The sequence below is a fragment of the Streptomyces sp. NPDC001606 genome (assembly GCF_053596835.1).
Genome location: NZ_JBSFHC010000001.1, coordinates 662,106 through 688,329 on the forward strand (window position 1 = coordinate 662,106; position 26,224 = coordinate 688,329).

General features: G+C 74.5%; 28 protein-coding genes. 19 read left to right on the top strand and 9 right to left on the bottom strand.

Going from position 1 to position 26,224, the window contains the following annotated elements:
- Positions 1-17 precede the first annotated feature (17 nt).
- Positions 18-371 carry a zinc ribbon domain-containing protein YjdM gene (locus tag ACWCV9_RS02935; protein ID WP_450783919.1) on the top strand — a complete coding sequence of 118 codons (354 nt, stop codon included), beginning with the start codon at positions 18-20 and terminating at the stop codon, positions 369-371.
- A 19-nt stretch (positions 372-390) separates the two neighbouring features.
- Here the strand turns inward: ACWCV9_RS02935 and ACWCV9_RS02940 are convergent, their stop codons facing one another.
- Positions 391-1,599, bottom strand: a complete 1,209-nt coding sequence (locus tag ACWCV9_RS02940; protein WP_450783921.1) for an MFS transporter — start codon at positions 1,597-1,599, stop codon at positions 391-393.
- 31 nt (positions 1,600-1,630) lie between these two features.
- Positions 1,631-2,017 (bottom strand): DUF190 domain-containing protein, encoded by a 387-nt coding sequence (locus ACWCV9_RS02945; protein WP_385846023.1) that lies wholly within the window; start codon positions 2,015-2,017, stop codon positions 1,631-1,633.
- A 242-nt stretch (positions 2,018-2,259) separates the two neighbouring features.
- On the opposite strand from ACWCV9_RS02945, the gene ACWCV9_RS02950 reads away from it, so the two are divergent.
- A complete protein-coding gene (locus tag ACWCV9_RS02950; protein ID WP_450783922.1) occupies positions 2,260-2,679 on the top strand; it encodes a CBS domain-containing protein in 420 nt (139 codons plus the stop codon).
- A 34-nt stretch (positions 2,680-2,713) separates the two neighbouring features.
- Here ACWCV9_RS02950 and ACWCV9_RS02955 read toward each other — a convergent pair whose 3' ends face one another.
- Positions 2,714-3,820, bottom strand: coding sequence for a baeRF2 domain-containing protein (locus ACWCV9_RS02955; RefSeq protein ID WP_450783923.1), 1,107 nt, complete (start codon positions 3,818-3,820; stop codon positions 2,714-2,716).
- Positions 3,821-4,039: 219 nt separating this feature from the next.
- Between ACWCV9_RS02955 and ACWCV9_RS02960 the strand changes: the two genes are divergently transcribed.
- The 4 genes from ACWCV9_RS02960 to ACWCV9_RS02975 all read left to right on the top strand — a co-directional run bounded on the left by ACWCV9_RS02960 (position 4,040) and on the right by ACWCV9_RS02975 (position 8,065).
- Positions 4,040-5,371 carry a phosphoribosyltransferase family protein gene (locus ACWCV9_RS02960; RefSeq protein WP_450783924.1) on the top strand — a complete coding sequence of 444 codons (1,332 nt, stop codon included), beginning with the start codon at positions 4,040-4,042 and terminating at the stop codon, positions 5,369-5,371.
- Between the two features lie 181 nt (positions 5,372-5,552).
- Positions 5,553-6,890, top strand: coding sequence for a jacalin-like lectin (locus ACWCV9_RS02965; RefSeq protein ID WP_450783925.1), 1,338 nt, complete (start codon positions 5,553-5,555; stop codon positions 6,888-6,890).
- A gap of 95 nt (positions 6,891-6,985) precedes the next feature.
- Positions 6,986-7,333 carry a tetratricopeptide repeat protein gene (locus ACWCV9_RS02970; protein ID WP_450784235.1) on the top strand — a complete coding sequence of 116 codons (348 nt, stop codon included), beginning with the start codon at positions 6,986-6,988 and terminating at the stop codon, positions 7,331-7,333.
- A gap of 87 nt (positions 7,334-7,420) precedes the next feature.
- Entirely contained in the window at positions 7,421-8,065 is a 645-nt protein-coding gene (locus ACWCV9_RS02975; RefSeq protein WP_450783927.1) for a peptide deformylase, read from the top strand.
- A gap of 9 nt (positions 8,066-8,074) precedes the next feature.
- Here the strand turns inward: ACWCV9_RS02975 and ACWCV9_RS02980 are convergent, their stop codons facing one another.
- Positions 8,075-9,505 (bottom strand): dihydrolipoyl dehydrogenase family protein, encoded by a 1,431-nt coding sequence (locus ACWCV9_RS02980; RefSeq protein ID WP_450783928.1) that lies wholly within the window; start codon positions 9,503-9,505, stop codon positions 8,075-8,077.
- A gap of 131 nt (positions 9,506-9,636) precedes the next feature.
- On the opposite strand from ACWCV9_RS02980, the gene trxA reads away from it, so the two are divergent.
- Positions 9,637-10,011, top strand: a complete 375-nt coding sequence (gene trxA / locus ACWCV9_RS02985) for a thioredoxin (RefSeq protein ID WP_450783930.1) — start codon at positions 9,637-9,639, stop codon at positions 10,009-10,011.
- 73 nt (positions 10,012-10,084) lie between these two features.
- On the opposite strand, the gene ACWCV9_RS02990 is transcribed toward trxA, so the two are convergent.
- Positions 10,085-11,086 carry a LacI family DNA-binding transcriptional regulator gene (locus tag ACWCV9_RS02990; protein ID WP_450783932.1) on the bottom strand — a complete coding sequence of 334 codons (1,002 nt, stop codon included), beginning with the start codon at positions 11,084-11,086 and terminating at the stop codon, positions 10,085-10,087.
- 109 nt (positions 11,087-11,195) lie between these two features.
- A complete protein-coding gene (locus ACWCV9_RS02995) occupies positions 11,196-11,885 on the bottom strand; it encodes a TetR/AcrR family transcriptional regulator (RefSeq protein WP_450783934.1) in 690 nt (229 codons plus the stop codon).
- Positions 11,886-11,985: 100 nt separating this feature from the next.
- Between ACWCV9_RS02995 and ACWCV9_RS03000 the strand changes: the two genes are divergently transcribed.
- Positions 11,986-12,549 (top strand): NAD(P)H-dependent oxidoreductase, encoded by a 564-nt coding sequence (locus ACWCV9_RS03000; protein WP_450783935.1) that lies wholly within the window; start codon positions 11,986-11,988, stop codon positions 12,547-12,549.
- 51 nt (positions 12,550-12,600) lie between these two features.
- Here the strand turns inward: ACWCV9_RS03000 and ACWCV9_RS03005 are convergent, their stop codons facing one another.
- Positions 12,601-13,578 (bottom strand): helix-turn-helix domain-containing protein, encoded by a 978-nt coding sequence (locus ACWCV9_RS03005; RefSeq protein WP_450783936.1) that lies wholly within the window; start codon positions 13,576-13,578, stop codon positions 12,601-12,603.
- A gap of 56 nt (positions 13,579-13,634) precedes the next feature.
- Here ACWCV9_RS03005 and ACWCV9_RS03010 point away from each other — a divergent pair, with 56 nt between their 5' ends.
- The 5 genes from ACWCV9_RS03010 to ACWCV9_RS03030 all read left to right on the top strand — a co-directional run bounded on the left by ACWCV9_RS03010 (position 13,635) and on the right by ACWCV9_RS03030 (position 19,216).
- Positions 13,635-14,870, top strand: a complete 1,236-nt coding sequence (locus ACWCV9_RS03010; protein WP_450783938.1) for an MFS transporter — start codon at positions 13,635-13,637, stop codon at positions 14,868-14,870.
- Between the two features lie 35 nt (positions 14,871-14,905).
- Positions 14,906-15,901, top strand: a complete 996-nt coding sequence (locus ACWCV9_RS03015; RefSeq protein ID WP_450783940.1) for an alpha/beta hydrolase — start codon at positions 14,906-14,908, stop codon at positions 15,899-15,901.
- A gap of 50 nt (positions 15,902-15,951) precedes the next feature.
- Positions 15,952-17,373: an amidase gene (locus ACWCV9_RS03020; RefSeq protein WP_450783942.1), complete on the top strand. Its 1,422-nt coding sequence runs from the start codon at positions 15,952-15,954 to the stop codon at positions 17,371-17,373.
- Between the two features lie 29 nt (positions 17,374-17,402).
- The gene (locus tag ACWCV9_RS03025; protein ID WP_385846043.1) at positions 17,403-17,621 is read left to right on the top strand and encodes a hypothetical protein; all 219 of its coding nucleotides are present in this window, start codon (positions 17,403-17,405) and stop codon (positions 17,619-17,621) included.
- A gap of 134 nt (positions 17,622-17,755) precedes the next feature.
- The gene (locus ACWCV9_RS03030) at positions 17,756-19,216 is read left to right on the top strand and encodes an SPFH domain-containing protein (protein ID WP_450783943.1); all 1,461 of its coding nucleotides are present in this window, start codon (positions 17,756-17,758) and stop codon (positions 19,214-19,216) included.
- Positions 19,217-19,239: 23 nt separating this feature from the next.
- On the opposite strand, the gene ACWCV9_RS03035 is transcribed toward ACWCV9_RS03030, so the two are convergent.
- Positions 19,240-19,668 (bottom strand): hypothetical protein, encoded by a 429-nt coding sequence (locus ACWCV9_RS03035; protein WP_450783944.1) that lies wholly within the window; start codon positions 19,666-19,668, stop codon positions 19,240-19,242.
- A 53-nt stretch (positions 19,669-19,721) separates the two neighbouring features.
- Entirely contained in the window at positions 19,722-20,396 is a 675-nt protein-coding gene (locus ACWCV9_RS03040) for a helix-turn-helix transcriptional regulator (RefSeq protein WP_450783945.1), read from the bottom strand.
- Positions 20,397-20,516: 120 nt separating this feature from the next.
- Between ACWCV9_RS03040 and ACWCV9_RS03045 the strand changes: the two genes are divergently transcribed.
- From ACWCV9_RS03045 to egtD, 6 genes are all read left to right on the top strand, one after another.
- Positions 20,517-20,945 carry a cupin domain-containing protein gene (locus tag ACWCV9_RS03045; RefSeq protein ID WP_450783946.1) on the top strand — a complete coding sequence of 143 codons (429 nt, stop codon included), beginning with the start codon at positions 20,517-20,519 and terminating at the stop codon, positions 20,943-20,945.
- 54 nt (positions 20,946-20,999) lie between these two features.
- Positions 21,000-21,446: a type II toxin-antitoxin system PemK/MazF family toxin gene (locus ACWCV9_RS03050; RefSeq protein WP_450783947.1), complete on the top strand. Its 447-nt coding sequence runs from the start codon at positions 21,000-21,002 to the stop codon at positions 21,444-21,446.
- Between the two features lie 343 nt (positions 21,447-21,789).
- Positions 21,790-23,151, top strand: a complete 1,362-nt coding sequence (egtA, locus tag ACWCV9_RS03055) for an ergothioneine biosynthesis glutamate--cysteine ligase EgtA (RefSeq protein WP_450783949.1) — start codon at positions 21,790-21,792, stop codon at positions 23,149-23,151.
- Complete coding sequence (egtB, locus tag ACWCV9_RS03060; RefSeq protein ID WP_450783950.1) at positions 23,148-24,485, top strand: ergothioneine biosynthesis protein EgtB; 1,338 nt, start codon at positions 23,148-23,150, stop codon at positions 24,483-24,485. The genes egtA and egtB overlap by 4 nt, the downstream gene beginning before the upstream one ends.
- Positions 24,485-25,264: an ergothioneine biosynthesis protein EgtC gene (gene egtC / locus ACWCV9_RS03065; RefSeq protein ID WP_450783951.1), complete on the top strand. Its 780-nt coding sequence runs from the start codon at positions 24,485-24,487 to the stop codon at positions 25,262-25,264. Before egtB ends, egtC begins: the two co-directional genes overlap by 1 nt.
- Positions 25,261-26,223, top strand: coding sequence for an L-histidine N(alpha)-methyltransferase (gene egtD / locus ACWCV9_RS03070; protein ID WP_450783952.1), 963 nt, complete (start codon positions 25,261-25,263; stop codon positions 26,221-26,223). The genes egtC and egtD overlap by 4 nt, the downstream gene beginning before the upstream one ends.
- Position 26,224 lies beyond the last annotated feature (1 nt).

The following is a 26,224-nucleotide window of genomic DNA, read 5'->3' on the forward strand; positions in this document are numbered from 1 at the left end:
TGAAAGACACGGATCCCATGAGTGAAGAACAGCTTCCGCCCTGCCCTCGGTGCTCCGGCGCGTACACGTACGAGATGGGCGCACTCCTCGTCTGCCCGGAATGCGGGCACGAGTGGTCGCCGGCCGACGCGTCCGGTGACACCGGCGGGGCCAAGGTGATCAGGGACGCGGTCGGCAATGTGCTCGCCGACGGCGACACCGTGACCGTCGTGAAGGCGCTCAAGGTCAAGGGCAGTCCGTCCGGGATCAAGGCGGGCACCAAGGTGCGCAACATCCGGCTCGTGGACGGCGTGGACGGCCACGACATCGACTGCAAGATCGACGGATTCGGGGCGATGCAGCTGAAGTCCAGCGTGGTGAAGAAGGCCTGACGGGCGCTTCCCCGGCCGCTCAGCGGCGGCTCAGCTCGGTGACGGCCAGCAGGACCAAGGCCAGTGCCTGGACGGCGACGACCACCGTGATCAGCACGGGGATCGAATAGCCGTACAGGCCGCCGGTCAGCGCGCCGCCCGTCACGCTGGCCGCGCCCACCACACCGGCGAACAGACCGTACGCGGTGGCCCGCCGGCCGCTCGGCACCAGGTCGGCGACCGTGGCACGCAGGACCGACTCCTGGATGCCCATGGCCGCGCCCCACACCAGCGATCCGGCCACCGCGACGGCGAGCGTGCCGGTGAAGCCCAGTGCGACCACGGCGGCGGTCAGCACCGGCAGCACCACCAGGACGCGGGGGCCGAACCGGTCGTACAGCCAGCCCGTGGCCAGCGCGGCGACCGCGTCCACGGCCATCGCCGCCGCGTACAGCACGGGCACCCAGGCGGTGCTCAGCAGGTGCCGTTCGACGAGGTGGTAGGAGAGCACGCCGAAGGTCGCGAACCCGGTCGTGGTGGCCGCCGTGAACGCGGCGTACGTCCAGAAGGTCCTGGGCAGCCGCTCGCCCTGCTCCTCGGGCGGGGTGGCCACGGTGGCCGTCAGCTCGCGCTCGTAGCCCTCCGGGTCCGGCACCCGGGCGCGCAGCCGGAACAGCAGGCCCAGCACCGCGACACCGGGTACGGCGAGGACGCCCAGCGCCGCTGCGTAGTCACCGCCGGTCAGCGCGAGCACACCGGACACCAGCAACGGGCCGATCAGGGCGCCGATCTGGTCCATCGCCTCGTGGACGGCGAAGCCCCGGCCCCGTCCGGTGGCGGCGGTGGCGTGCGAGAGCAGCGTGTCCTTCGCGGGCGAGCGCACGGCCTTGCCGACCCGCTCGGCGATGACCAGCACGCAGGCGGCCCACAGCGCTCCGGCCACGCCCAGGAGCGGCACGGAGACGACCGTCAGGGCGTACCCGGCGATCGCCAGGCCCCAGAAGCGGCGGGTGCGGTCCGCGAGCGGGCCGGAGACCAGCCGCAGCCCGAGCGCCGCCGCCTCCCCCGCGCCGGTGACCACCCCGACGACCAGGGCGGACGCGCCCAGCGAGGCCAGCAGCGGGCCGGTGATCGAGCGGGCGCCCTCGTACACGATGTCGGCGAGCAGGCTGACCGTGCCGAACCAGACCACGAACCGCCACGGCCCCATCCGCGCGGCCTCCCCCGCCCCGGGCCCGGACCGGTTCATGCCCCGGACGTCCCCGGCGGGCGCAGCCGGTTCACGCGTGCTTCCCCCGGCCCCCGGGCCGGCTCTTCGGCCCGGTCGTCGCCTCCCTGCCGACGTACCGGATGACCTCGCAGCCGTCGAGGACCACCAGCCCCGAGCCGACCAGCTCGTCGAGTTGCGGCAGAAAGTCCCGCACCCGCTCCTCGGTGTCCACGATCACGATCGCCACCGGCAGGTCCTCGCTGAGCGACAGCAGCCGCGAGGTGTGGATCAGGGAGGAGGCGCCGAAGCCCTCCACCCCGCGGAACACCGAGGCACCGGCCAGCCCGGCCCGGTGTGCCCGGTGCACGATCTCGCTGTAGAGCGGCTTGTGGTGCCAGACGTCGTTCTCACCGATGAAGACCGTCACGCGCAGGGCATCGCCCGTAAGCCTTGTCACCGCTGCCTCCCGGCCACCTTCGCGGACGTCGCCGTCGCCGCGAACAGTACCGCTGCGGGGGCCGGGCGGCGAGCAGGGTGCCGCCGGCCCGTGGCACGGCCGTCCGGCGGGCCCGGCAAGGCGTGCCGGGAGTGCGGGCGGCCGCCGGGGAACCCACACTGGTGCTGAGGAGTACCGGCCGGGGCGGGCCAGACTCCGCGGGCTCTCCCGGCGCGGACGAGCGACGCTCGAAGGAGACCGTCATGACCACCGCCCGGGAGATCATGCACACGGGTGCGGCCTGCGTCGCGGAGCGGGAGACGCTGGAGGCCGCCGCACGCAGGATGAAGGAGATGAACGTCGGCTCCCTTCCGATCTGCGGCCCCGACGACCGGCTGCACGGGATCGTCACCGACCGCGACATCGTGGTGAAGTGCGTCGCCAAGGGCAAGGACCCGAGGACCGTGACCGCGGGCCAGCTGGAGCAGGGCAAGCCGGTCACCATCGATGCCGGGGCCGACGCCGACCTTGTCCTCCGGGTCATGGAGGAACACAAGATCCGCAGGCTGCCGGTGACCGACAACCACCGGCTCGTCGGCATGATCAGCGAGGCGGACCTCGCCCGTCATCTGCCCGAGGGCCGGGTCGGTCACTTCGTCGAGGTGATCGCCGCCGCGCCCTGACCGGGAGCGGCGCGCACCGCGCCGGCCCGTGACGTCAGGCGGCGGCCCGCGCGGCACCGGCGTAGCGCAGCAGGACCCCCACGCCCTCGCGCAGCCGTACCCGCTGTTCGGGTACGACGACGAGTTCCGCCTTGGTCCCGACCAGGGCCCGGGTCAGGGCCGCGTCGGCCCGCTCCAGTTGCGGATCGGTGATGCCGTACAGGCGCAACTCGGTGTCGGTGAAGGCCAGTTGGCTGGGTTCCGGGCCGATCCACAGGCGCAGCGGTGACTCGGGGTGGTCGTTGAGCAGCAGGGCTCGGACGCTGCCCCGCTGGAGGGCCGACACCGCCGCCCGGAAGCCCTCCGCCGCCGCTCCATGGCGGGCCCGCTGGGCGAGGAAGGCGTCGAGCAGGGCCCGGTCGTGCGCGGCCATGCGCTCGCCGAAGAGCTGCTCGAGCCGCTGCTCCAGCAGGGCGCGGCCCGGCTCGGACGCGCCGGCGCCCTCCACGGTCGTCACCTCGCCGCGCAGTGCCGGGGGCAGCCGGCGGACCAGGATGCCCCGGGCCCAGACGTCTCCGGCGACGACCACCGCCTCGGCGCCGATGCGCCGCGCATGGCCCTCCAGCTCGCTCCCGATCACCTCGGCCGCGTTCAGCCAGTCGGTCACCGGGACTTCCTCGTGCAGCCGGTGCCCGGGCCGCACCCTGGTCAGGGGCCAGCTGCCGGCCTCCGCGTCGATCCGTACGGTGCCGGGGGCCTCCGTGGAGTGACGGCCGCTGTAGTGCACATGCACCGCGAGGTACGGGATGCCGGGCGCGTGCTGGACGGCCAACGGCATGGTGTCGGGCAGCGTTCCGAAGTACGCCGTGTCGCGGGCCGGCGGTGTGGGCAGTTCGTCCAGCAGGGCCAGCCGTCCCCGGGCGGCGAACACGGCCTGCCCGTGGGTGCCGGGGACGTCCGTGTCGCTGCCGACGGTGCCCGCCACCGCGGTGGCGGAGTCCGGGTCGGCCCCCTCGGCCAGCAGAGCGTCCCGCAGATGCCGGCGGCGCAGCTCCATGGCCGCGTCGGGATCGCCGACGGCGGTGTCGCGGGAGGTGTCCACATAGACGGACGCGAACGGACCGGGGTGCTTGTAGAGGGGTTCGAGGAACGACAGTCGCATGCTCACTCCCGGGTGAGGCGCTCCCTGTCCATGGTGCGCGTCCCGGCGCGCCGGGGCGACTCGGAAGATCACCTCGTGGCGCGGTGCGGATCGCCTCCTGGCGCGGTGCGGATCGCCTCCTGGTGCGGTGCAGATCGCCTCCTGGCGCGGTGCGCGCCTCGCTTCCGCCGGGGCCACGATGGAGGTACGGACATTTCCTGGTGGCAGGGAGGCCGGATCGTGTTCTTCACCGATCGCCGGGACGCCGGCCGCCGGCTGGCCGCCCGGCTCGAACACCTGCGGGGTTCCGATGTCGTCGTGCTGGCGCTGCCCCGCGGCGGAGTCCCGGTCGGCGCGGAGATCGCCGAGGCGCTGGACGCGCCGCTGGACGTCTGCCTGGTCCGCAAACTGGGCGTGCCGGTCCAGCCGGAGCTGGGCATGGGCGCCATCGGCGAGGGCGGCGTCCGGGTGATCAACGACGAGGTGGTACGGCATGCGCGGGTCACCCCGGACGAGCTGGCCGAGGTCGAGGCGCGCGAGCAGGAGGTGCTGGCGCGCCGCGCCCGGCGCTATCGGGGCGACCGCGCACCGGTGCCGCTCGCGGGCCGTACCGTCCTGGTCGTCGACGACGGGGTGGCCACCGGGTCGACGGCGCGGGCGGCCTGCCGGATCGCGCGCGCCCGCGGCGCAGCCCGGGTGGTGCTGGCCGTTCCGGTGGCGCCGTACGACTGGACGGCGCGGCTGGGCGCGGACGCCGACGAGCTGGTGTGCCCGCACACCCCGGCGGAGTTCTACGCGATCGGGCAGTTCTACGCCGACTTCACCCAGACCGGCGACGACGAGGTGATCGCCTGCCTGGAGGAGTCGTTCGCCCGCCGGGAAGGCACCCGCGGGGCTCCCCCGGGCCGCTCCGCGGTTCCCGGGGACCGGGAGGCGGAGGTGCGCGCGGGGCGGGCGGGCCTGCGGGGGCGGTTGACGGTGCCCGAGGGCGCGAGCGGGGTGGTGGTGTTCGCGCACGGCAGCGGCAGCGGCCGGCACAGTCCCCGCAACCGGTTCGTCGCGGACGTGCTGAACCGGGCGGGGCTGGGCACCCTGCTGTTCGACCTGCTGACCGAGGAGGAGGAGACCGACCGGGCCAACGTCTTCGACACCGGGCTGCTCGCCGTGCGGCTCATCGAAGCCACCGGCTGGCTGCGCGAGCAGCCCGAGGCGGCGGGGCTGGCCGTGGGCTACTTCGGTGCCAGCACCGGTGCCGCCGCGGCGCTCTGGGCCGCCGCCGAGCCGGAGGCGCGGATCGGCGCGGTCGTCTCCCGCGGCGGCAGGCCCGATCTCGCCGGGCCGCGGCTGTCGGCCGTGACCGCGCCCACGCTGCTGATCGTGGGGGGCCGCGACGAGCTGGTCCTCGACCTCAACCGCGAGGCCCGGGCCCGGCTGCGGTGCGAGAACCGGCTCGCGGTCGTACCCGGCGCCACCCACCTCTTCGAGGAGCCCGGAACCCTGGAGCAGGCCGCCGGCCTCGCCCGCGACTGGTTCACCGACCACATGGCGCCCCACCACGCGGCGGCCCGCTGAGCGCACCCCGGCCGGTCGGCCGGTGGCGCCCGCGGGGACGGCGGGGCGTACGGGCGGCAACGGCTCCGGTCCGGCCGGTGAACTTTTCCTCACCCTTGGCCGAACCGGCACACGAAGCGGCGTTACCGGCGGTAAGTTGCTGCCACCCGCTCCCCTTGACGCCCCCTCAGGAGGCCATCCCGTGCGCCGTCTTCTGCTCTGCCTCACGGTCGCGGCCGCCGCGTTCGGCGGATTCACCGCCCCCGCGGCCGCCCAGACAGCCCCCGACGGAACCTCCGGGACGTTCAGCGTCCTCTCCTACAACGTGGCGGGGCTGCCCGAGGGCCTCTCCAGCGCCCCCACGCCCCGGGCGCCGAGCACGACCGCGATAGGCACCCGGATCGGCGCCTACGACGTGGTCAACGTCCAGGAGGACTTCAACTACCACTCCTACCTCTACGCCTCCGACACCCACCCCTACCGCACCCCCACCAGCGGCGGAGCCGGTATCGGCAGCGGTCTCAACACCCTGTCGGACCTCCCCTACGACACCGACGACTTCGAGCGGGTGCACTGGAACTCCTGCCAGGTGGACTCCGGCGACTGCCTCACCCCCAAGGGCTTCACCTTCCTGCGCGAGCGCCTGGCGGAGGGCGTGTACATCGACTTCTACAACCTCCACACGAACGCCGGCACCAACGACGGCGACCTGGCCTCGCGCGCCGACAACCTCAGCCAGCTGACCGCGTTCATCAAGACCCACTCCGCCGGGAACGCCGTCGTGGTCATGGGCGACACCAACACCCGCTACACCCGCGCCGGCGACACCATCGCCGAGTTCGCCCGGGACAACGGCCTCACCGACGCCTGGGTCCGGCTCGAACGCGGCGGCACACTGCCCGCCAAGGGCTCCGACCCGCTGCTGTGCGACGAGAACGCGATCACGAACACCTGCGAGGTCGTCGACAAGGTCCTCTACCGCGGCAACCGGCTCGTCTCGCTCGACGCCACGGCGTACGGCAACAAGCACGCCGACTTCCTCACCGGCGACGGGCTCATGCTGTCCGACCACGACCCGATCACGGTGTCCTTCAGCTGGTCGCGCAATCCGGACTTCCAGCTCAGCGACCAGTTCGGCGGCCCGCACGGCGACTACTTCACCGACATCGCGACCGTGCCCGCCACCACCGGGCCGGCGACTCTCTCGGTGCGCAGCGGCGCGCGCGTCGACGGTGTGGGCATGACCTACGGCGACGGCACGGCCGTGACGCACGGCGGCACCGGCGGCACGGCCTCGTCGCTCACCCTGGGCAGCGGGGAGTACATCACCTCCGCCCGGCTGTGCGAGGGGCAGAAGGACGGCCACAGCCGCATCTTCTCCGCCGCCTTCACCACGAACCTGGGCCGCAGCCTCTCCGGCGGCACCACCACGTCCGACTGCGTGACCCGGACCGCCCCCTCCGGCTGGCAGATCGCCGGCTTCCACGGCCGCTCGGGCGACGAGATCGACAAGCTCGGCTTCGTCTACACCAGGCACTGAACCCGCCCGGTCGGCCCACACCGCGCAGAGTAGTGGAATATTCAACGACTCTGCTCCGTTGTGGCCGGCGAAGGAGGTCACCAGTGGAGACGCGCGTGGAGAACACGTACTACGACCACGGGACGGCGGCCGAGCGCTGGACGCGCGCGCAGCTGTTCTTCGAGGCCAGGGACTACGCCGGGGCGGCGCGGGTGCTGGCCGGGCTGGTCGAGGAGGTGCCGGAGCAGACCGCTGCGCGGCTGCTGCTGGCCCGCGCCTACTACCACTCCGCCCAACTGCGGCGTGCCGAGGCCGAGTTGCGGATCCTCGTCGAGCGCGACCCGGTGGAGCAGTACGCCCGGCTGATGCTGGGGCGCACGCTCCAGCGGCAGGCCCGGCACGAGGAGGCCGAGCAGCACCTGCGGATCGCCGGAGCGCTCGCGGGCGACTTCCCGGAGCGGTGAGCCGGGCGGTGCCCCCGTGACCGCGGGGGCACCGCGGCGGAGGCGCACCGCGGTGTCGCCGGCCCCCTGTCATGGCATCCTGACCCGATGGCAGCCACCCGTGATCACGCACCGCTCGCCGAGCGGGTCGAGGAACTCCTCGCCGCCGGCGGCCCCCTGCCCATCGTCGCCGCCGGACAGCCCGTGCTGCGGCGCGCCACCGAACCGTACGACGGCCAGCTCGGCCCCGCCCTGCTGGCCCGCTTCATCGAGGCCATGCGGCTCACCATGCACGCCGCCCCGGGCGTGGGCCTCGCCGCGCCGCAGGTCGGCGTGGAGCTGCGGATCGCGGTCCTGGAGGATCCGGCGCCGGTGCCGGAGGAGGTCGCGGCGGCCCGGGGCCGGGTGCCGCAGCCGTTCCGCGTCCTGGTCAACCCCTCCTACGAACCCGTCGGCACCGCCCGCGCCGCGTTCTTCGAGGGCTGCCTGAGCGTGCCGGGCTGGCAGGCCGTGGTGGCCCGGCACGCCGAGGTGCGGCTGCGCGGCAGCGACGAGCGGGGCCGCGCGCTGGACGAGGTGGTCGCGGGCTGGCCGGCCCGGATCGTCCAGCACGAGACGGACCACCTCGACGGCACCCTGTATCTGGACCGCGCGGAGCTGCGCTCGCTGTCCACGAACGAGGCCGTGGCGGCGCTGTGGGCACAGCCCGCGCCGAGCGCGGCCGCGGCCGCGCTCGGCTTCGAACTGCCGTGACCGGGAAGGTCAGTTGTCGCGGTACGCCTCCAGCAGGCGCAGCCACACCTCGCTGAGGGTCGGGTAGGACGGGACGGCGTGCCACAGCCGGTCGACCGGGACGCGGCCCGCGACCGCGACGGTCGCGGAGTGGATCAGCTCGCCGACGCCCGGGCCGACGAAGGTGACCCCGCGCAGGATCTCCTCCTCCAGGTCCACGACCATCCGGGCCCGGCCCTGGTAGCCGTCGCCGTAGAGCCCCGCGCCCGCGACGGAGGAGAACGCGACGTCGACGGCGCGGACCCGGTGGCCCGCCTGCTCCGCCTCGGCGAGGGAGAGGCCCACTGCGGCGGCCTCGGGGTCGGTGAAGACGACCTGGGGTACGGCGCTGCCGTCGGCGGTGGCGACGTGCGCGCCCCACGGTTCGTCCAGGAGCGGGCCGCCGGCCGCGCGGGCGGCGATGGCGGCGCCCGCGATCCGGGCCTGGTACTTGCCCTGGTGGGTGAGGAGGGCGCGATGGTTGACGTCGCCGACCGCGTACAGCCAGTCGGTGCCGGTGACCCTCAGGGTGTCGTCGACGTCCAGCCAGGAGCCCGGTTCCAGGCCGACGGTGTCCAGGCCGAGGTCGTCGGTCTGCGGGACCCGGCCGGTGGCGAAGAGGATCTCGTCGGCCTCGATCGGGTCGCCGCCGGCGGTGACCGCGACGACGGTGCCGTTCTCGCGGCGCACGGACTCCACGGTGATGCCGGTGCGGACGTCGACGCCGGCCTCGCTGAGCGACTCGGCGACCAGCTCCCCGGCGAAGGGCTCCATGCGGTTCAGCAGGCCCTTGCCGCGCACCAGCAGGGTGACCCGTGAACCGAGGGCCTGCCAGGCGGTGGCCATCTCGGTGGCGACGACTCCGCCGCCCACGACGATCAGCCTGGCCGGTGCCGCCTGGGCGCTGGTGGCCTCGCGGCTGGTCCAGGGCCGCACCTCGGCGAGACCGGGCAGGTCGGGCAGCTGGGCGCGGGTGCCGGTGCAGACGGCGACGGCATGGCGGGCGGTGAGGGTGGTCACCGTGCCGTCGGGAGCGGTCACGGTGACGGTGCGCGGGCCGGCGAGTCGCCCGTGGCCCCGGTACAGGGAGGCGCCGATGCCGTCCAGCCAGCGGACCTGGCCGTCGTCCCGCCAGTGCGAGGCGTACTCGTCTCGGCGGGCGAGAACGGCGGGCGTGTCCAGCGGGCCCTGGACCGCGGGGGCCAGGCCGGGCAGCCGGCGGGCGTCGGCCCGGGCGATGACCGGGCGGAGCAGCGCCTTGCTCGGCATGCACGCCCAGTACGAGCACTCGCCGCCGACCCGTTCGCTCTCCACGACCGCGGTGGTGAGTCCGGCCGCGCGGGTGCGGTCGGCGACGTTCTCCCCCACGGGTCCGGCTCCGAGCACCACGACGTCGTACGCGATGGATTCCGTTTCCGTCATGGGGTCAGTCTGGTGGCTGGTGTGCGCGGCGGCCACAGGGGGTACGCGCCCGGGGCGCCCCGGAATAGGCCGTCGCACGGCCGTGTTTCCGCCGTCGGCAGAGCCCCATACCAGGAAGAGGGAAGCAGGCCATGAGCAGCACCGTTGAGCTGACCAAGGAGAACTTCGACCAGACGGTCGAGGAGAACGGCTTCATCCTCATCGACTTCTGGGCAGAGTGGTGCGGGCCATGCCGACAGTTCGCGCCGGTCTACGAGAAGGCCGCCGCGGACAACCCGGACCTGGTCTTCGGCAAGGTGGACACCGAGGCCCAGCCGGAGCTGGCCGCGGCCTTCGGCATCCAGTCGATCCCGACACTGATGATCGTCCGGGACAAGGTGGCGATCTTCGCCCAGCCCGGCGCCCTCCCCGAACCCGCCCTCGCGGACGTGATCAGCCAGGCCCGCGGCCTGGACATGGACGAGGTCCGCCGAAGCATCGCGGCCCAGGAAGCCCAGGGCGAGTAACCGCTCCGCGGGGGGGGCGACGGGACTCGCTGTGGGCTGGGCCCAGACGGACTCCGGTCGTCCCCGGGCGGGGTCAGGTGGAGTCGCGGTGGATGAGGGAGGCGCCCAGGACCTTGTGGGTTTCTGGTTCGCCGCCCGGGTCGCGGACCGCGCGGTCGACCAGTTCGGCGAGGTCGCGTGCCGAGGGAAGCTCGACCTGGACCGTGCTGAGCCGGGGCCGCAGCAGCCGGCCCAGCATGAGGTCGTCGGCGCCGATGACGGCGACGTCCTCGGGGATGCGTACGCCCTCGTCCTGAAGGGCGCGCATGAGCAGCATCGCGTACTCGTCGTTGTAGGCGAACACCGCGTCCGGGCCCGACGCGGACCAGCGGGCGGCGAGTGCGGCGGCGGACCGCTCGGTGTACGCGAGCGGCAGCACGGTGACGGTCGCGTCCGTGTCGTGCAGCGCCTGGCGCACGCCCGCGAGCCGGGGCTCCGAGTACGCCTCCAGGCCGGGCTCCTCCGGCATCACGACCCCGATCCGCCGTCTGCCCCGCCGGTACAGGTGGGTGGCCGCGGTGTGGCCGACGGCGGTGTGGTCCATCAGCAGGGCGTGGGCACCGTCGACCCGGGCGGGGCCGAGGGTGACCACGGCCCGGGCGCCGGAGCGCTTGAGGACGGCGACGCCCTGCGGGCCGAGTCCGGTACCGGGCACCAGGACGGCGACCGGCCGCAGCTCCGCCCAGGCGCGGGCGGCCTCGTCGCCCTGGAGGCCGACGGTGCCGTACTGGACGACGGTGTAGTCGAGGCGGCCGAGGGCCCACTGGAGTTCGTTGAGGAACGTGCTGTAGAGGGGGCCCGCCGGGATCGCGGGGGCGGGCATGAGGACCATCCGGCTGTGCCCGGCGCGCAGGCTGCGGGCGGCCGCGTGCGGCACGTACCCCAGTTCCCGCGCGGCCTCGTGCACCCGGCGGCGGGTGGCTTCGCTGATCCGGACCGCGCTGGTGTTGTTGAGGACGTAGGACACGGTCGCGCGCGAGACGCCGGCCAGCCGGGCCACGTCGGCGCTCGTGGGCGTGTTCGGTATCTGCACCATGACAGAGCGCATCTTGGCAGAGCGCCGGACGCCCGCCGCGGGCGGGGGAACGTGGTACGGAATTGGACGAACCGGTTCTGGGTCCGGCCCGGCCGGCCCGGTGCCCGGCTCAGTGCGGCGGCCGCGTGCCGGTCACCCGGGCGACCAGGTCGAACCAGCCCTGCTCCAGCCGTTCCATGGGCATGCCGCACTGGCGGGTCAGATGGTGGATGAGGCCGGGGTCCAGCGCCGCCAGCAGGGTGTGGGCCAGCAGATCGCAGTCGCCGTCCGGCACCAGCTCGCGCAGCAGCACGGTCACATGGGTGCGCAGCGCCTGGAAGGCAGGGTGGGCGTACCGGCGGGCGGGCTCCGGCTGGGCGGCCAGCTCCAGGTCGAGCGCCTCGGCCGAGCGGTAGAGCACGGCCACGCCGAACGCCCGCAGCCGCTCCAGGGGCGGCGCGCCGGGGCCAAGCGGCGGCGGGCCGCTCAGGAAGTCGGCCTGGAGCTGCCGGGCGGAGTGGTCGAGCAGCGCCATCAGCAGACCGGTGCGGTCGCCGAAGCGGCGGAAGACCGTGCCCTTGCCGACCTGGGCGGCGGTGGCGACCGCCTCCATGGTCACCCCGGCCACTCCGTGTTCCGCGATGAGCCGGGAGGCGGCGTCCAGCAGCCTGGCCCGGTTGCGGGCCGCGTCGGCGCGCAGGCAGGGCTCGTCGGCGGCCGTGCCGATGTCGAGCAGGGCGGGCTCCTCTTGGGGCCCGAGGGGCTCACGGGGCTCCGGGCAGGGGGGCAGGAGGCTGGACATGGAGCCAGCGTAAAGCATCGGGAAGAAAACTGGACCGCGGTCCGTTTAGGGTGGTACACAGTTAACCGGACCCCGGTCCGGATTTGTGACCGCGATGTTTCAGCCTCTTGGAGTACCCATGTCCGTTCGCATCCTCGCGCTCGTCGGCAGCCTCCGCGCCGGCTCCCACAACCGCCAGCTCGCCGAGGCGGCCGCCAAGCTCGCTCCGGAGGGCGCCGAGGTCGTGCTCTTCGAGGGCCTGGCCGACGTCCCGTTCTACAACGAGGACATCGACGTCGAGGGCTCCGTTCCGGCCGCCGCCGCCGCGCTGCGCGAGGCCGCCCAGGCCGCCGACGCGTTCCTGTTCTTCTCGCCCGAGTACAACGGCACCATCCCGGCCGTTCTGAAGAACGCCATCGACTGGCTGTCCCGCCCGTACGGCGCCGGCGCCTTCGGCGGCAAGCCCGTCGCCGTGGTCGGCACCGCCTTCGGCCAGTACGGCGGCGTGTGGGCGCAGGACGACACCCGCAAGGCCGTGGGCATCGCCGGCGGCAAGGTGATCGAGGACATCAAGCTGTCCATCCCCGGCTCCATGACCCGTTTCGCCGAGACCCACCCGTCCGAGGACGCCGAGGTCGCCGCCCAGCTGACCGAGGTCGTGGCCCGGCTGCACGGCACCATCGCCGAGGCCGCGGCCGCCTGAGCCGCACCCGCACCACGAAGGGGCCGGAGTTTCTCCGGCCCCTTCGCCGTGTCACCCCGCGACGAGCCGCTCCCCGAGCGGGCTGCGGCGGTAGAGCACCCGTCTGCCGTCCCTGGCGCGGGTGAGCAGACCGGTGTCGTACAGCACCCGCAGATGCTGCGAGACGGCGCTCGGGGTCACGCCCAGCCGACGGGCCAGCTCGACGGTGGGCAGGGGCTCGGCGAGCAGCCGCAGCAGGGTCGTCCTGGGCGCGCCGAGCAGGGCGGTCAGGGGGGACGCGTCGGGCGCGGGCGGCGCTTCCCACAGGGTGGCCGTGCCCCGGCCCGGGTAGGCCAGCATCGGCGCGGCGTCGGCGCTGATCGGCGGCGCCGGCTTGTGCGCGAACACCGACGGGACCAGCCGCAGCCCCCGCCCGTCCACGGCCACCGTGTGCCGGCCGATCATCTTGTCCACCGTCAGCATTCCGTTGCGCCAGCGCAGGTGGGGGTGGAGACCGGCGAAGAGCGCGCCCGCGCCGCCGGTGGCCAGCTGTCCCGCCCGGTGGGTGATGTCGGCCTCCAGCACCAGCCGGATCCGCGGCCAGTACGGCAGCAACGCGGTCTCCCAGTAGCGGCGCAGCACCGCGCAGAGCGTGTCGAGCAGGTCCAGGACGGGCCCGTCGCCGGGTGCGGCGGCCTGCCGCAGGGGCTCGGGCAGCGGGCGTGGCGCGTGGGCGGCGCGCAGATCGTGCCGCACGGTCCGCACGGGTGTGGCCCGTACGACGGCCAGCTCCTCGTCGAACGAGGGGGCGTACGCGGCGGGCCGGGGGGTGAGGAAGTCGGGCAGCGCCAGAGTGGCGCCGACCAGCGCGGACAGCAGGGGACGGTCGGCGGGGGCGAGCGCGCCGAGCACGGTGCGGCGCCAGTCGCGGTGCAGCGGGTGCAGGGCGGGGGCGCGCAGCACCCGCAGACTCTCCATGAGCTGGCCGAGCGGGGAGATCGCGAACCGGGTGTCGGCGAGGTCGTCCACCCCGAGCAGGATGCCGATCATTCAGTCCCCGGCTACATCGTTGGGCAACGGCCGGTGTGCGACGTGGACTTGCGCCTATGACGGATCATCACACCGGGCAGCGTACCGCGCTGCCGCCGGGCGTCTCCCGGCTCGTCCCGCTGCTGGCGCTCGCCTGCGGGGTGGCCGTCGGCAACGTCTACTTCCCGCAGGCGATCGTGCCGCTCGCGGCGGCCGGCCTCGGCGTCTCTCCGGACGCGGCGGCCGGGGCGGTGACCGCCACCCAGTTCGGCTACGCGGTGGGGATCTTCCTGCTGGTGCCGCTCGGCGACCGGCTACGGCCCCGCCCGCTGCTCGTCACGCTGCTCGTCCTCACCGGTCTCGGGCTGTGCGCCGCGGCCGCCGCGCCCGCGCTGCCGCAGCTGCTCGCGGCGAGCGCGCTCACCGGGGCGAGCACCGTGATCGCCCCGCTGGCCGGACCGCTGGCGGCGGGCCTGGTGCCGGCCGAGCGGCGGGGCGTGGCCGGCGGCACGCTGCTGAGCGGGTCCCTCGCGGGCATGCTGCTGTCCCGCACGGCCGGGGGCGCCCTCGGCGAGCGGCTGGGCTGGCGGGCGCCGTACCTCCTGGCCGCCCTGCTCACCCTCGCGGTCGCCGGGCTGCTCGCCCGCGCGCTGCCGGACCGGGAACCGCCGTCCCGGCAGCGGTATCCGCGGCTGCTGGCCGAGCCGCTGCGGCTGCTGCGCGCCGAACCGGCCCTGCGCCGCTCCTGCTGCTACCAGACCGCCGTCTTCGCCGCCTTCTCCGCCGCGTGGACCGGGCTGCCGCTGCTGCTCACCGGCCCGCGGTACGGGTTCGGCGCGGCCGCCGTCGGGGTGTTCGCGCTGGTCAACGCGGTCACCATGGTCGTCACCCCGTACGCGGGCCGACGGGTCGACCGGCAGGGCCCGGACGCGGTGAACCTGGTCTGCTTCCTGCTGGTCACCGTCTCCGCCGGGCTGCTCGCCCTGGGCGGTCTCGGCGGGGCGCCCGGACTCGCGGCCCTGACCGGGGGCACCCTGCTGCTGGACATCGGCATGCAGTCCGGGATGGTCGCCAACCAGGTGCGGGTGTACGGCATTGCCGCCGGCGTCCGCAGCCGGCTCAACACCGCCTACATGACCTGCGCCTATCTGGGCGGCAGCCTGGGCTCCTGGCTGGGTACCCGGGCCTACGCCCACTTCGGCTGGACCGGCGTGTGCGGCCTGGTCGCCCTGCTGACCCTCGCGGCCCTGAGCCGGCAGCTGGCGGGGTATGCAACCGGTGCCCGGTCGTGCCGGACGGGTGTGCCGGGGTGACCGGTGCTGTCGGAGGAGCTCTGTGAGGAGATGCGATGTCCCTGGTCCCGCCGCCGTTCGACGCGGAACTGGCCGCCGTGCTGGAGCGGTCCGGGGACGCGTTGACGCCCGGCTTCACCCGGGACGACCTCGCGGCCGCCCGCCGGGCCACGGGCCCCGAGCTGCTCGCGCTGGTCGACGTCACGCTGGGCGGCGCCTTCACGGCCCGGGACCGCACGGTGCCCGGCCCGCCGGGCGCACCGGACATCTCCCTGCTGCTGTGCCGTCCCGCCGCCGGCGCGCCCGCCGCGCCGCTGCCGGTGCTCTACCACGTGCACGGCGGCGGCATGATGCTCGGCACCAACCGGGCCGGTGTCGAGGTGCCCCTGGCCTGGGCGCGGGAACTCGGTGCGGTGGTGGTGTCGGTGGAGTACCGGCTCGCCCCCGAGCACCCGCATCCGGCGCCGGTCGAGGACGTGTACGCGGGCCTGGTGTGGACCGCCGGGCACGCCCGGGAGATCGGCGGCGACCCGGACCGGATCGTCGTCGTGGGCTCCAGCGCGGGCGGCGGACTGGCCGCGGCGGCCGCCCTGCTCGCCCGGGACCGCAACGGCCCCCGCCTGCTGGGCCAGTTGCTGATGGGCCCGATGCTCGACGACCGCAACGACACCGTCTCCAGCCGGCAGATGGCGGGGCGGGGCGTCTGGGACCGCACCGCCAACGAGACCGGCTGGACGGCGCTGCTGGGCGAGAGCCGGGGCGGCCCGGACGTGTCCCCCTACGCCGCGCCGGCCCGCGCCGCCGATCTGTCCGGGCTGCCCCCGGCCTATCTGGACGTCGGCTCGGCGGAGACCTACCGGGACGAGGTGGTCGCCTACGCCTCGCGCCTGTGGCAGTGCGGCGGCGCGGCCGAACTCCACGTCTGGCCGGGCGGCTTCCACGGCTTCGACACCCTCGCCCCCGAAGCGGCCCTCTCCCGCTCGGCCCGGACGGCCCGCCGGGACTGGCTGCGCCGGCTGTTGCGGGAGCCCGTACCGCCGGGACCCCACTGACGTTACTGTTCGGTAGACAAGGTCCCGGAGTCTCCCGGAGGTGCTCCGCCATGGTGTCCGAACCCGTCGCCGGTCTCGTGGAGTCGCGCCGCGCCCTGCGCGAAGGAGCCGTGAGCTCACGGGAGTTGGTGGAGCGGACGCTCGGCCGGATCGAGCGGACCCAGGGCACTCTGAACGCGTTCCGGATCGTCCGGGCCGAGGCCGCGCTCGCCGAAGCGGACGCGGCCGACCGGGAGTTGGCCGCCGGTGGACGGCGCCCGCTGCTCGGGGTGCCGGTCGCGGTGAAGGACGACATGGACGTGGCCGGCGAGCCGACCGCCTTCGGCTGCCGGGGGGACTTCCCGCCGGCGGCCGCGGACGGCGAGGCGGTACGGCGGCTGCGCGCGGCCGGCGCGGTGATCGTCGGCAAGACGAACGCCTGCGAGCTGGGGCAGTGGCCGTTCACCGAGGGTCCGGCGTTCGGCGAGACCCGCAATCCCTGGCACCCCGGGCACACCCCGGGCGGGTCCTCCGGCGGCTCGGCCGCCGCGGTCGCCGCCGGGCTGGTCCCGGCCGCGCTCGGCTCCGACGGCGCCGGCTCGGTGCGGATCCCCGCCGCCTGGACCCATCTGATCGGCATCAAACCGCAGCGCGGCCGCATCTCCACCTGGCCGCGCGCCGAGCCCTTCCAGGGCATCACGGTCAACGGCACCCTGGCCCGTACGGTCGCCGACGCGGCCCTGCTGCTGGACGCGGCGAGCGGCAACCACGCCCGGGACCCGCACCGGCCGCCCGCCCTCACGGTGGCGGACGCGGTCGGCCAGGACCCCGGCCGGCTGCGCATCGCGCTCTCGCTGCGGCCGCCGTTCACCGCCGTACCCGCCCGGCTGGATCCGGAGATCCGCGCCCGGGTGACCGAACTCGCCGAGCTGCTGGAGCGGTTGGGGCACACGGTCGTACCGGCGGATCCGCCGTACGGGCAGATCGGGCTGACCTTCGTGCCGCGGGCCACCGCCGGTGTCGCCGAGTGGGCCCGCGAGGCACCCGACCCGGCGCTGCTCGATCCGCGCACCCGGGGCACCGCCCGGCTCGGCCGACTGCTCGGCGGGGCCCCGCTGCGGGCGGCCCGGCGGGCGGAGGCGGTGCTGCACCGGCGGATCGGCGCGTTCTTCGACACGTACGACGTGATCCTCGCCCCCACGACGGCCGCTCCCCCGCCCCGGATCGGCGCCCTGCACCGGCTGGGCGGGACGGCCACGGAGCGGGCGGTGATCGCCGCCTGCCCCTACGCCTGGCCGTGGAACGTGCTCGGCTGGCCCGGCGTCAACATCCCCGCGGGGTTCGTCGGGGACGGTCTGCCGGTCGGGGCCCAGCTGCTCGGGCCCGCGTGCAGCGAGCCGCTGCTGGTCCGGCTCGCCGCCCAGGTGGAGGCGGAGCTGCGCTGGCACACGCACCGGCCGCCGCGCCGGGACGAGGCCGCAGGGGTCCTCTGACGCCGGCGTTCCGCCCGTACGCTGGGGCCATGGACGATGTGTCGATGGTCGGGCTGCTCGGCCGGGTGACGGGCACGGTCGGGCCCGGGCTGGTCGGCGAGGTGATCGTGCGGGTGCGCGGCGGCGCGGAGCACTTCCTCGCCCACCCGGCCGACGGCACCGCCCGCCTCTCGCCCGGGACGGTGGTCACGGTGGTGGAGTACCTGCCGCCCAGGACGGTGTACGTCATCGCCGCCTACGACAGTTGAGCGGGCTGCGCCCCAGGTGAGGGCGGTGTGCGTCAAGATGGCAACAAGGATTCCCCGCCGTCTTCTCGGGGCGTCCGGGCGGGCGCACACTCCCTTCGTCCGGTGCCGGATCGGGCACCATGCAAAGGGGGCGAATGCCGATGATCGTCGGCGTCGTTGCGGGGGCGGTCGTGGTGGCCGTCCTCGTGCTGGTCGGTCTCTTCAAGCTGATGTGGCGGGTCGCCGAGCCGAACGAGGCGCTCATCATCTCCGGTTCCAAGCACCGTACGGAGGGCCTGGAGGAGGGGATGGGGTTCCGCATCGTCACCGGGCGCGGCACGCTGGTGCTGCCCGGGGTGCAGGCGGTGCGCAAGCTGTCCCTGGACCTGAACGAGACCGAGCTGCACGTGGACTGCGTCACGCACCAGGGCATTCCGCTGAAGGTGCGGGGCGTGGTCATCTTCAAGGTGGGCGACGACTTCGTGTCGATCGCCAACGCGGCCCGTCGTTTCCTGGACCAGCAGAAGCTGATGTCCGACCGGGTGCACAACGTCTTCGCCGGTCATCTGCGGTCCATCGTGGGCGGGTTGACGGTGGAGGACATGATCCGGGACCGTGAGAAGCTGACCGGGCAGACCCGGGCGGCCTGCGGTACCGAGATGGAGAAGCTCGGGCTGATCGTGGACTCGTTGCAGATCCACGAGATCGAGGACCCGACCGGCTACATCCAGAACCTGGCGATGCCGCATGCGGCGGCCGTGCAGCGGGACGCGCGGATCGCGCAGGCGGAGGCGAACCGGCTGGCCACCGAGGCCGAGCAGCAGTCGTTCGCGCGGATGGCGGAGGCCACCCGGGACAGCGAGATCCTTCAGGCCGGCTACCAGGCCGAGCGGGACAAGGCGGCGGCGAAGGCCCGGCAGGCCGGTCCGCTGGCCGAGGCCGGCGCCCGGCAGGAGGTGGTGGTGCAGGAGACCCGGGTCGCCGAGCTGGAGGCGCACCGGCGCGAGCAGCAGCTCCAGGCCGACGTCCGCAAGCCGGCGGACGCGAAGGCGTACGAGAAGCGGACGCTGGCCGAGGCCGAGCGCGATGCGCGGATCTCGGCGGCCGAGGCCAAGGCGAAGGAGACGGAGCTGGCGGCCGGCGCCGAGGCGACCCGGGTGAAGACGGCTGCGGCCGCCGAGGCCGAGGCGACCAAGACGCGGGGGGCGGCCGGCGCGGACGCCACCCGGGCCACCGGTCAGGCGGAGGCCGCGGCCGCGCAGGCGAGGGGTCTGGCGGAGGCCGAGGCGATCCGGGCCCAGGGTCTGGCGGAGGCGGAGGCCATCAAGGCACGGGCCGCCGCGCTCGCCGAGAACCAGGAGGCGGTCGTCGCCCAGCAACTCGCGGAGAAGTGGCCGGAGATCGTGCAGGCCGGCGCGTCCGCGTTCGGCAATGTGGACAACATGGTGCTGCTCAACGGCGCCGACGGCATGGGCGAGCTGTTCGCGAAGGCGCTCACCATGGGCGGCACCGGCCTCGGCCTCGCCCGGAAGCTGCTCGCCACCATGGGCGACAACGCCCCGGCGGCACAGGCCACTTCGCCCTCCCTGCCGGTACCGGTGGACGAGGAGCACTGAGCGGGGCCCCTGGAACACCCACGTCACAGGGTGTTCAGGGCCACCCCGAGTGCGATCAGGGCGGCGACCTTGGCCAGTTCCAGGGCCACGTACCAGAGGTGGCTGCGCGAGCGGGGCAGGTCCTCGCCCGCCAGCACCCGGTCGGACCTGCGGTTGAGCAGCGGTCGTACGACGGCCAGCTGGGCGAGCAGGAGGGCCGCCGCGGCGCCGGTCGCCCAGCCGACGGCGGCCGTGGCACCGCCCGCGGCGACCACGGCGGTCACGGCGACGGCGAAGACCGCCTCGACGGCGTTCAGCGCCCGGAACACCAGCCGGCCGATGCCGAGGCCGATCGGGATCGTCACGCCGGGCGCACGGAACTTCAGCGGCGCCTCCAGGAAGGAGATCGCCAGCACCATGCCGAGCCAGACGAAGGTGACCGCGCTCGCGGTGGCGGCGGACGTGGCGTTCATGCAGGGGTGCCTTTCTCCGCCGCCGGGCAGCGGGGGTGAGGGGCCGGGAGGGCTCAGGCGGCGGCCGGCCGCTCGGCCAGACGGGCCACACAGGAGTCCGGTTCGGCGAAGGGTTCCAGTCCGGTGGCGGTCAGCGGGGCGTCGAGCCGCGCCAGGGCGCCCTGGATCAGGCCGAGATGGAGCGGGCACACCAGTCGGCCGTGTTCCTCGGCCAGTTCGAGGAACGGGCAGTGGTGCAGCCGGATCCGCTCCGGTGGGCCGTCCGGCTCCGCCGCGCCCTCCGGGCGGGGTGCGAAACCCAGGTCGTCCAGGAGGGCGACCAGTCCGGCCGCCGCACGCGCGGACGTGGGCCGCTCGAACGGCGCCGGCGGGTCCACCAGGAAGCGGCCCCACTCACGGCCGGTCTCCAGCGCCTCCGCGCGCGCCTCGGCCGGATCGGCGGCCGCCCAGCGGCTGAGCAGCATCCGCGCCAGGAGGGCGTACGAGCGGGTGCCGCCGCGGGGCATGCCGGGGCGTGGCGTGTAGACGGTGCGCGGCCTGCCGGGTCCGGACGGTGCCTCGGTCCGGCGCTCGACCAGGCCCTCGGCCACCAGGGCGTCCAGATGGAAGCGGACGGTGTTGGGGTGGATGCCCATCCGCTCGGCCGTCTCCGTGACACCCAGCGGTGCGGGCGCGGCACGCAGGGTGTCCAGCACCTCGCGCCGTCGCGGACTCTCCCGTGTGGCCATGTCCGGGCACCCCGCTCTCACCTGCGCTCATTTTTCACGAATCCTACATGTATTAATGAGTAGAGTGCGGGCGGGGGTAGTCGGGCACGGGGGACCGACCAGAACGGAGAGGAACAGCAGATGAGACAGCCGTCCGCGATCGGGAGCCGGCCGGCCGGCGGCAGCGGGCCCGAGCCGGAACCGCGCCTGCTGTGCGACGCCCGGGCCCTGGCCGAGGCGCCACCGGTCCCCTCGGGGGTGCTGTGGAAGCTGGCCGAGAGCGGGCGCCAGCTCGACGCCAACGTGGTCCGGCTCGCCCCGGACACCCGGGTCGCCGCGCACGCCGAGCCCCGGCTGGACGTGCTGCTGATGGTGGTCGCCGGGGACGGCGTGCTCGGACAGGGCACGGCGGAGGAGCCGCGGCCGCTCGCCGAGGGGGCCCTGGTGTGGCTGCCGCACGGCGCGACGCGCAGCATCACCGCCGGGCCGGGCGGGCTGACGTATCTGACGGTGCACGTGCGCCGCCCCGGCATGGCCATCGGCCGGCGCGCCGACACCGCATCGGAGTAATCCGCGGGGTCCGGCGGCTCGTTGCGGCATGATCCGTACCACTAGGGTGCCGCCGTGACCACGTTTACCGATGAGAATGTCCCCGGCCGTTACGGCCCGCACGCCACCACCGAGGCCGACCCGCGCGAGGTCGGCCGGGTGCGCACCGAGTACTCCCCGGCCCACGACGGCGACCCGGACCCCGGCGAGATCGTGTGGACCTGGGTGCCCTTCGAGGAGAACGACGGGCGGGGCAAGGACCGCCCGGTGCTGGTCGTCGCCCGGGAGGCGGCGGGCACCTTCCTCGCCGTACAGCTCTCCAGCAAGCGGCACGACGGCGACCGCGAGTGGGTGGCGATCGGCAGCGGGCCCTGGGACCGGTCCGGCCGGGACTCCTGGGTGGACGTGGACCGGGTGCTGAGGCTGCACGAGAGCGGCATGCGCCGGGAGGCCTGCGCGCTGGACCGCATGCGGTTCAACCTGGTGCGGCAGCGGCTGCACGAGCGCTACGGCTGGACCTGACCGGCCGCCGCGGAGCAGCCGCGGACTTCCGCTTCCGGGGCGGTTCCGCGCAGGCCGGCGCTCACGGCGCCACCCCCGTGGACGCCGTGACCACGGCCCGCGCGGTCTCCCCCGTCGTGCTCACGCAGGCATCCTGGGCGATGCTGGTGATGCGGTGCAACGGAGTTTCCCGTCCCCGGGAACGTCCCGGGAACGGGCACGGAAACGGTGATGACCGATCCGGAACATCCGGCAGGGCACCCTTGTGCGAACCGGCGCGAGGGTCTTGGGTGGAACGAGTGCCGGCCCGGACCACCCTGGACCGGGCCGGTGACATGGTGGTGTCTCTCAGGAGGATCCCGACATGTCTGATTCCAAGAGCGACGGTGGCGACTGTACGGAGTCCCGGACAGCCGTCACCGACGCCGAGGTGGAAGCCCTGGTCAGGGGCATCTGCTTCAAGACCGGACCGCCCCGGGCGCTGGGTGTGGAACTGGAGTGGCTCGTCCACGAGCTGCGGACGCCGCAGCTTCCCGTGAGCTGTGACCGGCTCGAAGCGGCCTACGCCAGGCTGCGGGCCGTACCCCTGGGCTCGGCGCTCACCATCGAACCCGGCGGCCAGCTGGAGCTCAGCTCGCCGCCCGCCGCGTCCCTGATGGAGTGCGTGGACACCGTCTCGGCCGACCTGGACGCCGTCCGCGCCGCGCTCGCCGAGGACGGCCTCGGCATCCTCGGCATCGGCCACGACCCCTGGCACGCGCCGCGCAGGTTCCTGCGGGAACCGCGCTACGACGCCATGGAGGCCTGTCTGGACCGCACCGGTCCGGCCGGCCGGCACATGATGTGCACCTCGGCCTCGGTACAGGTGTGCGTGGACGCCGGCCACGAGGAGCCCGGCCCGCTGGGCCATGTACGGCGCTGGTGGCTGGCGCACCAGCTCGGTGCCGTGCTGGTGGCCGCGTTCGCCAACTCCCCGCTGATCGGCCGCCGGCCCACCGGCTGGCGGTCCACCCGTCAGCTGCTGTGGACGGAGATCGGCGCCGGCCGCGCGGGCGCTCCCCCGCTGGACGGCGATCCGCGGGCCGCGTGGGCCCGGCATGTGCTGGACGCGCCGGTGATGTGCGTCCGCCGGGAGAGCGGGCCGTGGGACGTGCCCGAGGGGCTCACCTTCCGCGAGTGGACCCGCTCCCGCACCCCCCGGCCGCCGACCCGGGCGGACCTGGACTACCACCTGACCACGCTGTTCCCGCCGGTCCGGCCGCGCGGCCATCTGGAGCTGCGGATGATGGACGCCCAGCCCGGCGCGGACGGCTGGATGGTGCCGCTCGCGGTGACGGCGGCGCTGTTCGACGATCCGGCGGCGGCCGAGGCCGCGTACCGGGCGGTGAAGCCGCTCGCCGAGCGGTCCCTGGGCCTGCCCGCCCCGCACAACCCGCTGTGGGTGGACGCGGCCCGGCACGCCCTCGCCGACCGGGAGCTGCGCGAGGCCGCCGACGTCTGCTTCGCGGCCGCCCTGGAGGCGCTGCCCCGGCTCGGCGCGACCGATGCCGTCCTGCACGCCGTGAGCGCCTACCGGGACCGCTATGTCGCCCGGGGCCGCTGCCCCGCCGACGACCTGCTGGACGGACTGGGCGAGGACGGACCGAGCGTTCGGGAACTGAACGACCGGGTACTGAGCGGGGGCGGCGCCCCCACCGCCTCCGGGAGGAAGGACATCCGCACATGACGGCCCCCGAGACCGACACCTCCGCCACCGGCGGCGATCCGGACCTCCTGCGAGCCCGGGCGCTCGCCTCGCTCACCGCGGCCCGGGACCGCACCACCCTGCTGACCAGCTGTGTCGAGGACCCGGACCTCACCGCCCAGCACTCCCCGCTGATGTCGCCGCTGGTGTGGGACCTCGCGCACATCGGCAACCAGGAGGAGCTGTGGCTGCTGCGGGCGGTCGGCGGCCGGGAGGCGATGCGCCCGGAGATCGACACCCTGTACGACGCCTTCGAGCACCCGCGCGCCGAGCGCCCCACGCTGCCGCTGCTGCCGCCCGAGGAGGCCCGCCGGTACGCGGCCGAGGTGCGGGACCGGGCCCTGGACGTGTTGGCGGCGGCCGACTTCCACGGCACCCGGCTGACCGCTGCCGGGTTCGCCTTCGGCATGATCGCCCAGCACGAGCAGCAGCACGACGAGACCATGCTGATCACCCATCAGCTGCGCACCGGCCCGCAGGCCCTGACCGCCCCCGATCCGGCGCCGGCCCCGCCCTTCACCGGCCCGCCCGACGTGCTCGTACCCGGCGGCCCCTTCACCATGGGCACCTCCGCCGAACCCTGGGCACTGGACAACGAACGCCCCGCGCACACCCGCGAGGTGGCGCCGTTCAGGATCGACACCACCCCGGTGACCAACGCGGCCTACCAGGCGTTCATCGCGGACGGCGGCTACGACACCGAGCGCTGGTGGGCGCCGGAGGGCTGGGCGCACATCCGGCGGCACGGGATCTCGGCGCCGCTGTTCTGGCGGCGGGACGGCGGCCAGTGGCTGCGCCGCCGGTTCGGCGTCACCGAGGTGGTGCCGCCCGACGAGCCGGTGCTGCACGTGAGCTGGTACGAGGCCGACGCGTACGCCCGCTGGGCCGGGCGCCGGCTGCCCACCGAGGCGGAGTGGGAGAAGGCCGCCCGCCACGACCCGGTCACCGGCCGCTCCCGGCGCTACCCGTGGGGTGACGCCGAGCCGGAGCCGGTCCACGCCAACCTGGGCCAGCGGCACCTCGGACCCGCCCCCGCCGGCAGCTACCCGGACGGCGCCTCGCCGCTCGGCGTACGGCAGCTGATCGGTGACGTGTGGGAGTGGACGTCCAGCGACTTCCTGCCGTACCCGGGGTTCCGGGCGTTTCCGTACCGGGAGTACTCGGAGGTGTTCTTCGGCTCCGACTACAAGGTGCTGCGCGGCGGTTCGTTCGCCGTGGACCCGGTGGCCTGCCGGGGCACGTTCCGCAACTGGGACTACCCGATCCGGCGGCAGATCTTCTCCGGCTTCCGCACCGCCTGCTCGGAGCCCTGCTGATGTGCCGTCATATCGCCTACGTCGGCCCCGAGACACCGCTCGGCACGCTGCTCGTGCAGCCCCCGCACAGTCTGCTGCGGCAGTCGTGGGCGCCGCGCCGGCAGCGCTACGGCACCGTCAACGCGGACGGCTTCGGGGTGGGCTGGTACGCCCCGGACGACCCGGTGCCGGCCCGCTACCGGCGGGCCGGGCCGATCTGGGCGGACCTGTCCTTCGCCGACCTGGCCCGGGTGGTGCGCTCCGGTGCCGTGCTGGCCGCCGTCCGCGACGCGACCCTGGCAGGATCCGACGCGGAGGCCGCGGCGGCGCCGTTCGCGGCCGGGCGGTGGCTGTTCAGTCACAACGGCGCCATCGCGGGCTGGCCGGACACGGCGGCGCCGCTGCTGTCCGCGCTGCCCCCGGCCGAGCTGCTCGCGCTCGCGGCCCGCACCGACTCGGCGTTCGTCTGGGCGCTGGTCCTGCACCGGCTGCACTCCGGCGAGGACCCGGACCGGGCGCTGGGCGAGACGGTGCGGCTGGTCGCCCGGACGGCGCCCGCCGCCCGGCTGAACCTGCTGCTGACCGACGGCGACACCATCGCCGCCACCGCCTGGGGCGACAGCCTCTGGTACCGCACGGAGCCCGGTCGCGGGACGGTCGTCGCCTCCGAGCCGTACGACGACGACCCGCTCTGGCAGGAGGTCCCCGACCGCACCGTGCTCACCGCGAACCGCGCCGGCGTGCTGCTCGCTCCGCTGGAGGATCCGGCGCCCGCAACCGAGAAGGAGCCCTGCCGTTGAGTCCCCTGCACGTCACCCGCACCCTCCCCGAGGACGCCACGGACGCCGCGCTGCGCGCCGACGTCCTGCGCGGCCTCACCGCAAACCCCAAGTCGCTGCCGCCGAAGTGGTTCTACGACGCCCGCGGCAGCAAGCTCTTCGATGAGATCACCGAGCTGCCCGAGTACTACCCGACGCGCGCCGAACGGGAGATCCTCGCGGTCCGCTCGGGCGAGATCGCCGCCGCGAGCGGTGCCCGGACCCTGGTCGAGCTGGGCTCGGGCTCCTCGGAGAAGACCCGCTATCTGATCGACGCGCTGACCGGGCTCGCCGCCTATGTCCCGGTGGACGTGAGCGAGAGCGCCCTGCGCCAGGCCGGGCAGGCGCTCGTCGAGGAGCGCCCGGGACTGGAGGTGCACGCGCTGATCGCCGACTTCACCGCCCCGCTGGCGCTGCCCACAACGCCCGGGCCCCGGCTCCTGGCCTTCCTCGGCGGCACGATCGGCAATCTGCTCCCGGCCGAACGCGCGGAGTTCCTGGCCTCGGTGCGTACGCTGCTCGCCCCGGGCGACGGGCTGCTGCTCGGCACCGACCTGGTCAAGGACGAGCGGGTGCTGGTCCGGGCGTACGACGACGCGGCCGGTGTGACGGCCGCCTTCAACAAGAACGTGCTGGCCGTCATCGACCGCGAGCTGGGCGCCGACTTCGATCCGGACGCCTTCGCGCACGTGGCCCTGTGGGACGCCGAGCGCGAATGGATCGAGATGCGGCTGCGCTCCCGTACCGCGCAGACCGTGAAGGTGCCCGCGCTCGGTCTCGCCGTGGAGTTCGCGGCGGGCGAGGAGCTGCGCACCGAGGTGTCCGCGAAGTTCCGGAAGGAGGGTGTGACCCGTGAACTCGCCGCAGTGGGCCTGGACCTGACCCACTGGTGGACGGACGAGCAGGGCCGCTTCGCGCTGTCGCTGAGCGTGGCGCGCTGAG

What these genes read in the sequence shown, in the direction of transcription:
- ACWCV9_RS02935 (WP_450783919.1), top strand. Translation starts at nt 18, where the DNA reads ATGAGTGAAGAACAGCTTCCGCCCTGCCCTCGGTGCTCCGGCGCGTAC.
- ACWCV9_RS02940 (WP_450783921.1), bottom strand. Translation starts at nt 1,599, where the DNA reads ATGAACCGGTCCGGGCCCGGGGCGGGGGAGGCCGCGCGGATGGGGCCG.
- ACWCV9_RS02950 (WP_450783922.1), top strand. Translation starts at nt 2,260, where the DNA reads ATGACCACCGCCCGGGAGATCATGCACACGGGTGCGGCCTGCGTCGCG.
- ACWCV9_RS02955 (WP_450783923.1), bottom strand. Translation starts at nt 3,820, where the DNA reads ATGCGACTGTCGTTCCTCGAACCCCTCTACAAGCACCCCGGTCCGTTC.
- ACWCV9_RS02975 (WP_450783927.1), top strand. Translation starts at nt 7,421, where the DNA reads ATGGCAGCCACCCGTGATCACGCACCGCTCGCCGAGCGGGTCGAGGAA.
- ACWCV9_RS02980 (WP_450783928.1), bottom strand. Translation starts at nt 9,505, where the DNA reads ATGACGGAAACGGAATCCATCGCGTACGACGTCGTGGTGCTCGGAGCC.
- trxA (WP_450783930.1), top strand. Translation starts at nt 9,637, where the DNA reads ATGAGCAGCACCGTTGAGCTGACCAAGGAGAACTTCGACCAGACGGTC.
- ACWCV9_RS02990 (WP_450783932.1), bottom strand. Translation starts at nt 11,086, where the DNA reads ATGGTGCAGATACCGAACACGCCCACGAGCGCCGACGTGGCCCGGCTG.
- ACWCV9_RS02995 (WP_450783934.1), bottom strand. Translation starts at nt 11,885, where the DNA reads ATGCTTTACGCTGGCTCCATGTCCAGCCTCCTGCCCCCCTGCCCGGAG.
- ACWCV9_RS03000 (WP_450783935.1), top strand. Translation starts at nt 11,986, where the DNA reads ATGTCCGTTCGCATCCTCGCGCTCGTCGGCAGCCTCCGCGCCGGCTCC.
- ACWCV9_RS03005 (WP_450783936.1), bottom strand. Translation starts at nt 13,578, where the DNA reads ATGATCGGCATCCTGCTCGGGGTGGACGACCTCGCCGACACCCGGTTC.
- ACWCV9_RS03010 (WP_450783938.1), top strand. Translation starts at nt 13,635, where the DNA reads ATGACGGATCATCACACCGGGCAGCGTACCGCGCTGCCGCCGGGCGTC.
- ACWCV9_RS03015 (WP_450783940.1), top strand. Translation starts at nt 14,906, where the DNA reads ATGTCCCTGGTCCCGCCGCCGTTCGACGCGGAACTGGCCGCCGTGCTG.
- ACWCV9_RS03020 (WP_450783942.1), top strand. Translation starts at nt 15,952, where the DNA reads ATGGTGTCCGAACCCGTCGCCGGTCTCGTGGAGTCGCGCCGCGCCCTG.
- ACWCV9_RS03025 (WP_385846043.1), top strand. Translation starts at nt 17,403, where the DNA reads ATGGACGATGTGTCGATGGTCGGGCTGCTCGGCCGGGTGACGGGCACG.
- ACWCV9_RS03030 (WP_450783943.1), top strand. Translation starts at nt 17,756, where the DNA reads ATGCCGATGATCGTCGGCGTCGTTGCGGGGGCGGTCGTGGTGGCCGTC.
- ACWCV9_RS03035 (WP_450783944.1), bottom strand. Translation starts at nt 19,668, where the DNA reads ATGAACGCCACGTCCGCCGCCACCGCGAGCGCGGTCACCTTCGTCTGG.
- ACWCV9_RS03040 (WP_450783945.1), bottom strand. Translation starts at nt 20,396, where the DNA reads ATGGCCACACGGGAGAGTCCGCGACGGCGCGAGGTGCTGGACACCCTG.
- ACWCV9_RS03045 (WP_450783946.1), top strand. Translation starts at nt 20,517, where the DNA reads ATGAGACAGCCGTCCGCGATCGGGAGCCGGCCGGCCGGCGGCAGCGGG.
- egtA (WP_450783949.1), top strand. Translation starts at nt 21,790, where the DNA reads ATGTCTGATTCCAAGAGCGACGGTGGCGACTGTACGGAGTCCCGGACA.
- egtB (WP_450783950.1), top strand. Translation starts at nt 23,148, where the DNA reads ATGACGGCCCCCGAGACCGACACCTCCGCCACCGGCGGCGATCCGGAC.
- egtC (WP_450783951.1), top strand. Translation starts at nt 24,485, where the DNA reads ATGTGCCGTCATATCGCCTACGTCGGCCCCGAGACACCGCTCGGCACG.